8 protein-coding genes are annotated in these 9,730 nt (G+C 55.5%); all 8 read right to left on the reverse strand.

The window, feature by feature from the left end; translation table 11 throughout:
- Positions 1-11 precede the first annotated feature (11 nt).
- Positions 12-371 (reverse strand): arsenite efflux transporter metallochaperone ArsD, encoded by a 360-nt coding sequence (gene arsD, locus ETQ85_RS22375; RefSeq protein WP_148581275.1) that lies wholly within the window; start codon positions 369-371, stop codon positions 12-14.
- Between the two features lie 31 nt (positions 372-402).
- Positions 403-882 (reverse strand): arsenate reductase ArsC, encoded by a 480-nt coding sequence (locus ETQ85_RS22380; RefSeq protein ID WP_148581276.1) that lies wholly within the window; start codon positions 880-882, stop codon positions 403-405.
- A gap of 2 nt (positions 883-884) precedes the next feature.
- Positions 885-1,256 carry an ArsR/SmtB family transcription factor gene (locus ETQ85_RS22385; RefSeq protein ID WP_148581277.1) on the reverse strand — a complete coding sequence of 124 codons (372 nt, stop codon included), beginning with the start codon at positions 1,254-1,256 and terminating at the stop codon, positions 885-887.
- A 233-nt stretch (positions 1,257-1,489) separates the two neighbouring features.
- The gene (locus tag ETQ85_RS22390) at positions 1,490-3,184 is read right to left on the reverse strand and encodes a hypothetical protein (RefSeq protein WP_148581278.1); all 1,695 of its coding nucleotides are present in this window, start codon (positions 3,182-3,184) and stop codon (positions 1,490-1,492) included.
- Complete coding sequence (locus tag ETQ85_RS22395) at positions 3,181-5,001, reverse strand: TnsD family Tn7-like transposition protein (protein WP_148581279.1); 1,821 nt, start codon at positions 4,999-5,001, stop codon at positions 3,181-3,183. Before ETQ85_RS22395 ends, ETQ85_RS22390 begins: the two co-directional genes overlap by 4 nt.
- A gap of 12 nt (positions 5,002-5,013) precedes the next feature.
- Positions 5,014-6,645: an ATP-binding protein gene (locus ETQ85_RS22400; protein ID WP_148581280.1), complete on the reverse strand. Its 1,632-nt coding sequence runs from the start codon at positions 6,643-6,645 to the stop codon at positions 5,014-5,016.
- Positions 6,632-8,755: a transposase family protein gene (locus tag ETQ85_RS22405; protein WP_222862263.1), complete on the reverse strand. Its 2,124-nt coding sequence runs from the start codon at positions 8,753-8,755 to the stop codon at positions 6,632-6,634. The genes ETQ85_RS22400 and ETQ85_RS22405 overlap by 14 nt, the downstream gene beginning before the upstream one ends.
- 22 nt (positions 8,756-8,777) lie before the next feature.
- Complete coding sequence (locus tag ETQ85_RS22410) at positions 8,778-9,614, reverse strand: TnsA endonuclease N-terminal domain-containing protein (RefSeq protein WP_148581282.1); 837 nt, start codon at positions 9,612-9,614, stop codon at positions 8,778-8,780.
- Positions 9,615-9,730: the final 116 nt, after the last annotated feature.

Below are 9,730 nucleotides of genomic sequence, written 5' to 3' on the forward strand. Positions count from 1 at the left end.
CCGAGGAGATCTCAGCAGCACTTGCTGCCACTACAGCAGCCGCCCTTGGGAGCGTCGGCCTGGACCACAAGAACACCCAGCCAGCGAGCAAGTTCGTTGCGGTTGGGGTAACGTCCGGCCAGGGCTACCTCGCCATCGAGGAGAATCAGCGGCAGGGCTTCCTGCCCGGAGCGCTCCAGGTAACCGCGCACGATAGCGTTTTCGGCAAAGACGAGAGGCTGCTGGGACAGGTTGAAGCGCTCGACCGTCGCCCCCTGCTGCTTCGCCCAGTCCACGTCAGCTGAAAATTGCACGAGGGCCTGATCGACGTCGACGCCACACACTCCGGTGCTGCAACACAGGGCCGGATCAAAAATCTGAATGGTTTTCATTTTGACTCTCCAACGAAAGTTGAAATATTTATTACGGCAAAAGCGTGCCGATGCGATCGAGCTCAGCCTTCAGGCGGGCGCGATCACCCTGCAGCTCACTCAGCGGCAAAGCCAGGAATGCTTGAATCCGGGTACGGAGAATCTGGTAGGCGGTCATGAAAGCGGCGTCGATTTCTTCGTCAGTGCCTGTCGCATGGGCCGGGTCTTCAACGCCCCAATGGGTGCGAAGAACGGGACCGAGATAAACCGGGCAGGTTTCACCGGCAGCGCTGGCACAGACGGTCACGACGACATCGGGGGTGACAGGGAGGTCGTCCCAGGACTTGCTGTGATAGCCCTCGGTGGCGATGCCTTCCCGCGCTAGAAGCGCCAGCGAACGCGGATGGACATAACCGGCGGGCTTGCTGCCGGCACTGACCGCATGCCAAGCCATCGGAGCCAGATGGTTGAAAGTCGCTTCGGCGAGAATCGAACGACAAGAGTTGCCAGTACAGAGGAAGAGAACGTTCATGGTCAGGACTTCGCTTGCTTAGGGAGAATCGGGGGAAGCAGTGCATCGGCGCAGGACGATGCTGCGCGTAGATCAACGCACTTTCCGGGGTTGCCGGAACAGCATTCTTCGGTGAGGTAGGCGATCAAATCCAGCATCAGCGGGATGTTCGCCCGGTAGCGCTGGAACCGACCTTCCTGTTCAACTGTCACCATGCCTGCATGGGCCAACGCCTTGAGGTGAAAGGACAGACTGGAAGGTGCGATGTCGAGGGCAGACGCGATATCACCGGCGACCATGCCTTCCGGGCCTTGCTTGACCAGCAGACGGAAGGCCTCCAGGCGCCAGCTGGATGACAGGGATTCGAAAATCGAGGTTGCGGCTTTGGTTTCCATCGCCTCACTATACAACTATTCAACAATTATGGAAACGATGCCTGGTCCCGTAAAACGGAGCTTTACATGAGCAGTTGGCGACCAAAGGGTCTGGAGCATTTCCGGCTCATTCCCCCTCATATGATCAAAGTGATCTTGTGCGATTTGTTCAGTACGCGGGGCGAGATCGAAAACCCTACTGCTGACTTCTTACGAAACGCCTCATGGATCAGAGGTCTTCCTCGCGGTAATGCCTAAAATCCGTCTGGGGTTGGGGCTACTTCGCCTGAATCAGAGTTACGCAACAACGTCTTTTCCGCCCCAGAAAATGGTAAGCCTAGCTTGATAGCCAGGCGGTAGGCCCAAGTCGCGCGATAACGGCTCTCTTCCTTGCCACCCCGCTTGGGCAAGATTTTTGGTAATCGACGGCACGCGCAAACTTCGCTCAGGGCACTGTGAGCACAAGAATCCCAATGCCCACCGTTGTCGACCATGCTATCCAGGACTGTCTTCACGTGCGCATCAATGTCGGCGAAGGGGGCCGGAGCCAAGAATGAAAGTACCATTGTAGATAACGCCCATTCGCCGCCCCGATCCACGTCGACTAACACCACCGGCGGCTTGTCTATGACGTTTATGAGGACGACCAAACAGCAACGCGGACGACGACCGATCGTGGAGAATGCGCGGCCCGGCTTCAGCCGGCACAAAGACATGGATATCTCTGTGTCGCTTATTAAATCCGCCATCATTTCGATGGTTTCCGCCAACGCTTGAAGATCGCCCGTAAGATCCCAAGGGTAGGACTCAAGCGTACGGAATTCGAGGGGATGGATGCGCGCGCCTCGGCTTTCTCGGCTGACTCCGCCTGTAAATAAAGGTTTTTTCGTCACCGGACTTCCAGTTACTACTTTTTCTTCGGTCGGAGAGTTGTCGTTGACGCGATGTCGCGACATCCCCCTCTCGCGCCAAATTTTTTTTATTGGCACTTCAATCGTGAATTCCCGAGACTTTGTCCCTACCTCAACGGCCAGTTGACCTGCCGCCACGCGAGTCCCCCCTTCAGCAGTTGAAATTTCCACGTCAGGCTCCTCTTGGCTTACTTTTGGCTTTCTGGCACCACCTTCGGGAGTAACTAGAACTGTGTCACTAGGCCTCTGAAAACTGGGGTGTCCATAGCGTAATCGCAAGCATGGAGACGAGCGCCCGGTGAGATGGATGATCTCTAGCACCAGCCAATCTGATCCCTGTCTGACCCCACGAAACACCAGTTGTGCCTCAGGAACGTCGGGCAAATCTAAACTGACATACTGTTGCCCAGCGGATTTCGTATAAACGCTATCCCATGTTCGACGACCTTCGGGGTGGATCGCGAGCCAAGCGAATTCCAAAGCAAGACTCTTGGAAATCGACCGCACGGGCATGTCGGAGGTAAATCTGAGCGTCAGTTCTTCGTAGATACCAAGAGGCTCGAATTGGTACAAAGTCATCAGCTGGCCCGGCACCATGACCGCGTTGGCCAGCGTTTTGTTGTGCAAGAGTAGATAACGCACTAGCTCCATCGTCGGAACAAAGATCTCCCCGCAGTCGGTCTCGTATCGAACTATCCTCTGCACCCCGCCTTGGTGCCCAAAAAACGTATATAAGCCAGTTGGAATGTCGGCGGAAGTCACTTCCACCCCATTTGCCAAGTTGGAAATGAATGCAGTCTGAATTCCTCCGCGCGACTGCGTATCCAACAGCAACCCATCTTCAAAGCGCAGCCCTGGAGAAAGCAACGGAAATAGTCCGATGGGCAGCGGCCACATTCTCACCAGCCCGGATCGCAAGCCGTGGGTGACCACCCTCAGGAGCCAACTTCCATCCGCGTCCTGCTCCAATCCAACAAGCCAATGAATTTCAAGCGGCTCATCCACCTCGCAGAAGGCGCTGACTGTCAGACGCCTCATGGCAGAGGCACTCTTGGCGAAACGGCCAACTCAAGGGCCGCCTTGACCTCCATCGCCACTTGGCGCGACAAACCGGCTTTGCGCCGTATCCGCCACACAGCTAAGCATTGACCGGCATTTTCAAGCTCATGGGCAGCCCAAGCAACGCGGCGCACCTGGAAGCTCGCGGTCGTATCTCGCAAGCGACCAAGTAACACCGCCGTATTGGGAAGACGACGAAGATGGCTCGAAAGCCAAATTGGATCTGCGGTCCTGCGGCAGATTTCCGCCAAAGTGACTTTGCGAGGCGGAAGTTCCTGACGGATTTCTTCGGCCAGATCTGCGACACGCTGCATCCATTCAAGGTCAAGACTTGCCCAAGGGCTGACGACTCGAACTCGGCGGGAGACTTTTGCCGCAGGCTGATTTGTCACCAACCATTCTTTGTCATGGCGATACAGCCACATGAACAGCGCCGGCTCTAACTTGGATAAAGCGTTGCGACCCAAGTTGGGGTACTTCTGCTGCAGGTCCATCCATGCCTTGCGGCGTCCTCCTGAATCACAGACCACGGGCATCGATACACTTGCCGCGGCCCAAATAGCATTCAGATTCAGTTTTGCGGCATGCAGCCGGACCGTGCGGGGATCCACATGCAGCCACCGCGCGGCCTGACGAATGCCGATTTGATCATCAACTAATTGTCGGATCTGCCGATCGAACTCGGCCCCAAAACGCAAAGGGCGGGGACGGCTTAGGGTGCCAGACGACTGATCAACATTACGAGCATAGGCGTAGCCACAAGCGCATTCGAACACGCCCACGATACGGCCACGATTGCGGTGGGTGGCCACCCGCTCGACTAGCAGTTCGCCCTGATGACCGCTCAAAGGGTTGAGACAGGGCCAGGGGCCAGTCCCAAAGGGTTCGTCACTCACCAAGCCCTTTAAGAATTTCTGAAGCAATATGTTCAGCAAGGGATGTAGTGCCCGGCTAGGCCGCTGTGTGAGCGCGACAAGCCAACTCATGTCAGCCAACCCAACATCGGCGAGTAGCGGCTGCAAGGCCAGACCAAAATGGTCCCGAAACCTCTCCTCCAGTTCATTCAGTTTCACCCTGCCGGAGGATGACGACAGACCAGCCCTGATCAAGCCGTTCCGATACCAGGTCGCCCATGTCTCCCGATTTCGCGCTTGCGGCATGAACTCCAGCGCTTGTCGGCAAGCTCGTGCTACCGAAAGCAAGGTCTCATCGTTCTCCAAGGACGTCGGTGCGACCTCCCGGCCACAGTCACAATTCGCGCTGGTTGCCGCAATGAAGGCATGTCGGTTTCCAAGTGCAGAAGGGATGCCACTCGATCTCAAGATGACGCCGTGATCCGGGCACAGCAGGGCACCCGGTAACTGATGCGTCCGTCGCCAATAAGGCTCCCCATGCGTGTTCTCCATCTCAAGCACGCATACTGGGCAGAACCGCAATTGCCTGATACGAGATGCTGCCGATGCAAGACCCAGAAGCAGATGAAGCCCCGCAAGGGAGCCACCGATCAAAGCCCCCAGCACCCGGCCCCGTATGCCCGCCGGCTGAAATGCCAGGTAGTACGGAAACAGCGTGTAGTCCACAGCCAATCGCTCTGGACTCATTCCCCATCCAGGAGGTAGGTGTGTAGATAAGTGACCAAGGCTCCCCTGCAGATCCAGCCTTGCAATCACTCCACGGCAACCAAATAGATCATCCAAGGTCTGCTTGGGGCTGCTAGAACCAACATGTCGATGGTATCTTGCAAGAAGACTGTAGAGCAACTCGTCGCGATAGGGCTCGGGGAAATAGACGAGCATACAGAGCAATCTTCATGCAGCTTCAGGCAGCGCGCCAACGGCGCCGGACGCCCTCAGGGAATCGTATGCTGTCAGACCTTGCGGCTTGCCTTCGCTGACAATCCTTCTCAAATCGCCAAGAGGCCATTCGGCCTGCTCCGCCTTCGGAACCTTCTTTGGTCGCCTTGGCTTGGGTGTTTCTGCCGGAGCCTTCAGTTTTACGCTGATGGCGGCAACTAACTGCAGCGCATCCAACGTGAGATCTTCCGCCAGGGCGTCGCGAAGCATCACTTCGACAACGTCAGGTGCCAAACCCAATGCGCCCATTGCCGCACGAACCGATCCAAGCGCGTCGCTAGTCCCTTGCGCACCGTTTTGCACATCTGTTGCCGGCAAGGCTGGTGGAACCGCCTTACTAAGGTCATTATTCGTCACCGCATCGCCAAAAATTCGAATCACATGCTCTCGGAAAGGCAGCAGATCATCAAACGCGTTAAGCGCTGCGGTGTCGTTCCTCCTGCACGCATCGATCATGGGTTCGATCAGCTTAAAGTCATCCTTAACGACTTGCCGAAGCAGTGAAGGGTCCAAGGTCTCAGGGCGTTTCCGGACTACCCGCAACCGGATAGCCTTCATTTGGGCCAACATGAATAACTTGACGACCACATCGATAATTCCTTGGGACGCAACGTAGAGCTCCTCGCGTAAGTCCTGATCTAGCGGCGTAAATTCCCGCGTCCACTGATATTTCCATAGTCGGTCGACAAAATACCGCCATGTCTGATCGTCCGGCATCCGCTCCCAGATCATAGAGCCGATGCCGCTTGCCCGTCTCGCCTGCCGAAACTTTCCCTGAAGCAGGCTGACGGCATTATTTGTTCCAATAGCGATCACTGGCACGCTAATAGTATTGACCAAGGTAACGAGAAAATTCAGGATGTCCTCAGCATCCATTCCATGCGTGCGCAGCAGATGCTGAATCTCGTCGACAACTAGGACACCCAGAGCATGAATGCTTGCGAGGTGCGCCATGCGCTGCATGGCCAGGCCGACAGTGCGAGTGGAAGATCCGTATTTGTCCAGATAGTTCGTGCCCAGCACACGATCAAGTTCGGCGAAGAAATTTATGCACAACTGAATGGGACCACCCTTTTGAGGGCATTCCACCTTCAGCCAAGTTAGTTGGTGCAAACTGAAAGGTTTATCGTGGTAAATAACTTGCGGATACTGGGCTAGCGTGCGCTCAATGGCTGTCGACTTACCGATCCCTGAGTCTCCAAGTAACGCAAAACTAGCAGCACTATTGGGCACAGCGAATCGCCGCGTTGCTAGGTTACCTGTCTCCATGCGCGCAACGCTATTTTGAAGATGGCGCTGGTAATCTCCCTGTGTAGGATTGCGACCGATGTATCCTTGCCGCACAAGCATGCCAAATCGACTGGCGAGGGTCAGGTGCTGCTCAAGGGGATCAAAATACCTAAAAAGCCGCATGATGCAATGCGGCCGCACATGATCGGGAAACTGCCGCTCCCTGGGATCAAAGACCGGCTGCAACAGCAGCCGATCGTAGGTTTCCTTTGTCGACCACAACGGCGGCAGGGCCGCGATGAATGGATTGTCCTGATACTCCGGCAATACGGCTGGCTGCGCATCACTGTTGGTCATCGTCTAGGCTCCCCAATATCTCGGTGATGTCGGGCTCCGAATAGTCGGACTTCGGTCGTAGTGGAATCACATCCGCAACCTTCGGCGGAGTGCGGTCGCCTAAACGGAACACCTCAGTCTGTCGATTCGCTAACTTTTCTTCTGCCCGGTTGGAGCGGATGTCTTTCGTTCTAGCACGGTCACTGGCCGTGGTTAAAGGCTGCGTAGAAATTGCTTCGCTGACGGTGCTTTCAATCTTCGCGGCAAGATCAGCCTGCTTGAACTGCTGGCTTGGGGCACGGTTGGCAGCTTGATCCTTCTCGAAGAATTGCCTCTGCCCAATCTCCCAGGATGACATGCCTCGGTCCACTCGACTCCGATCCGTCATGTGACACACAATAAACCCTTGTGCGGAGTCCGGGGCGTGGAGATAAATATCGTCTAGGCAGCGCGGGTCGTAACTGATTGATACACGCTGACGCCCATTCTGCCTGGCCTTGTCGAACCAGCGTTGTTCGACCGCCTCGGCGCAGCTGTAGAAGCATCCATCGAAATTAATTCCGTGCATAGTGATGCTTGCGGCACCTACCGGAAGCAGACTAAAACGAACACGGTCTTCAGGATAAGAACGTAATTGGCCGCTCCTTAGAGCAATACCCCAGTTCCATAACTCGATGGGAATGGCCGGGACATCATCGGTCGCCATGCCTTGGGTCTTGTCGTAGCCTTTGATCTCATGATGGTTGTTGTAATGTAGCGCGCAGTCGATGACGATGCGCGTAAACTGGTGGAGATCCAAGACGGCATCAAGACGGTAGTCCTTCCCGCCCCGCTCTCGAAAATCGCATTGGATATAGCCGGGGACATAAGGCTTGAACTTGGCCGGCAAAAGGCGGAACCGTTGCTCGACGATTCCTTTCCAGTCCGCACGATAGGGAGCGGTGTTTTCGACATTGACACGGTAGTTATTCGCCAACGTCTCAATGTAACGACCCTCGATCTCCCCACGGTCACCCAACAGCGCGGCTGGCAGGTGATGGCAGGGCCAATCTTCCAGTTCGATCTCCCGCCCAAACTGCCGACAATAGGCGACCTTGTCTGCTGCGGTGTTAGCCAAGGCCATCATCGCGCCCACCCAAGAGGGACCTTCCAGCCCGACATAGATTCCAACAATCATCCGGCTGAAGACATCGATGACGATGTAAAGGACGGGGCGCCCGATGATACGGTCCCGTTTCAGGCGGGATACTAGATATACGTCGGCTAAGGTGGCATCAATCTGATATCGGGCTCCCGGCCCCCACGTCTCTGCTGCAGAGGTAGAAAGCAGACCGCGCATATCTTTATCGTAGGACCTGGGCCCAACCCGGCGCCGCTTGACGTCCAGGGTGTCCTGATCCCTCTCAAACCAATAGCGGAACTGGGTATCCGTAGGCAGACCGTCTTGAGCATAGTCGGCTTGGGGTACGTGAATGACGTCGCCTGACTCGGGATCGATGCGCTTTTCGCAGAAGAACGTCCGAATCATTTCGTCATATGCACCCTTCAGCGTAAACTTGCTGCCGACTTCGGCGTAGTACCTGTCAATGGCGACCCGGAAAATCCTTCGGATGTCGGGCGTGACGTTGATGCCCTTCTGACTACCATAGATGCGCGGCCGTCCACGCTTCTTCCCTGTGCCCTGGCGCTCCTTGCCCCGCCCGCCGGAATTTGCGTAGTCAGGTAGCAAGGCATTCGGCGTTTGGCCCCTCTGCCAGTAACGACGAAGGTAACGGTACAGCGTACTGAGCGTGATCTTGTGCTCAGCTATCGCGGCCTTTAAGATTTTACCTCGCTTATCCCTTTGATATATTTCAGGCTCTTTTTCGACAAGATTCTTGATAATGGACCAAGCATCGTCCCGAATGCTCTTGTGACTCGGAGGGATTGAGGCTTCGATAACGAGCACGAGATAAGGATCGGGATTCAACAGACGTGCCCGCTTCTCTCGCACATCTTCGATTAGCCCGTCCAGCCGCACGATGATGGGTAGCGCCTTTTCGCCACAGACGTCGATGATCGCTGCGCCTGCGCTGTCGGGACTAAACCAGAGGACTCTAACGGTACGCCCTTCGTCCTCTTCGTAGTGCAACAAGTCGTTCCTAAGCAGCATTTCACGCCCTCCGCCTTACTTCGCCACCGCCTTTGCGCGTTAGCGCTTGGGCAAGGACTGCCGAGGTGTCGAACGGACGATCCATGTCGATCAGCAGTATCTTGGTTGCGATCAAGTGACGGATCACGGTAAGTCCCTCGCCGGAACCAAACCCCTGGGTGCTCTCCAGCCAACGGAGAAACTGTTTGATCGTCATCTCGCCACATATCGCTATGCTGTCAAGCAGAGCACGGCACCGGTCTTGCCAGTACCCTGGGTAGGGTACTTCTAACCCCTCAAGGGTATGCATCTCATGAACCCAGCGGACATTGCCAACACGATCTTTGTTCATGTCCCGCTCGGTAACGATGATCCACTCAGCTTCACCTTGCCAATACCGACGATCGATTTCCAACTTCTCGATCGTCCGAGCATCGTCGAGGTCATCACTTTTCTTTACCGGGATAGCCAGGGTCTTTCGTCCTTGAGCAGTCTGGATATCGACCAAGAAGTCAGTGGTCATCACGATGTCCACTTTGGTCTTAACGTCAGACGGATGGACAACCCCCATCTCGGATGCGATCTGCCGCGTTTTCTCCCGATCAAGCGGAAATTGCTCCCGAATGTCCAGGACGTGATCTTCCCAGTCGAGTAGGTAGAAGAGTGCCGTTTCGATGTTGGAGAGAAGGTGGTGCAGCCTGCCAGTTTTCCAGCCTGTGGGCCGTGCTGTTCGGCCCTGTGACGGGACATCCTGGATAGTTAGCCAAGGCTTATAGTTTCCGCCTGCTCCTTGGCCCCGTCCTTCCTTCAGGAATCGCGCCAGTTTGTCTTCATCGAAGCTATAGCGGCGCTTGGCCATGAAAAAGCCCCCAGTGTTCAGATGATCTCATCTTAGTCACTGGGAGCTAAATTACAACTTTATTATCTGAGATACTTCTTTATTACTTAGGTTATATCTTTATTATTTTTCAACAC

The organism is Zoogloea oleivorans, from assembly GCF_008107625.1.
GTDB classification, from domain to species: Bacteria; Pseudomonadota; Gammaproteobacteria; order Burkholderiales; family Rhodocyclaceae; genus Zoogloea; species Zoogloea oleivorans.

Bases quoted from the DNA above. Each gene is read 5' to 3' on its own strand.
- arsD (WP_148581275.1), bottom strand. From the start codon at position 371: ATGAAAACCATTCAGATTTTTGATCCGGCCCTGTGTTGCAGCACCGGA.
- ETQ85_RS22380 (WP_148581276.1), bottom strand. From the start codon at position 882: ATGAACGTTCTCTTCCTCTGTACTGGCAACTCTTGTCGTTCGATTCTC.
- ETQ85_RS22385 (WP_148581277.1), bottom strand. From the start codon at position 1,256: ATGGAAACCAAAGCCGCAACCTCGATTTTCGAATCCCTGTCATCCAGC.
- ETQ85_RS22390 (WP_148581278.1), bottom strand. From the start codon at position 3,184: ATGAGGCGTCTGACAGTCAGCGCCTTCTGCGAGGTGGATGAGCCGCTT.
- ETQ85_RS22395 (WP_148581279.1), bottom strand. From the start codon at position 5,001: ATGCTCGTCTATTTCCCCGAGCCCTATCGCGACGAGTTGCTCTACAGT.
- ETQ85_RS22400 (WP_148581280.1), bottom strand. From the start codon at position 6,645: ATGACCAACAGTGATGCGCAGCCAGCCGTATTGCCGGAGTATCAGGAC.
- ETQ85_RS22410 (WP_148581282.1), bottom strand. From the start codon at position 9,614: ATGGCCAAGCGCCGCTATAGCTTCGATGAAGACAAACTGGCGCGATTC.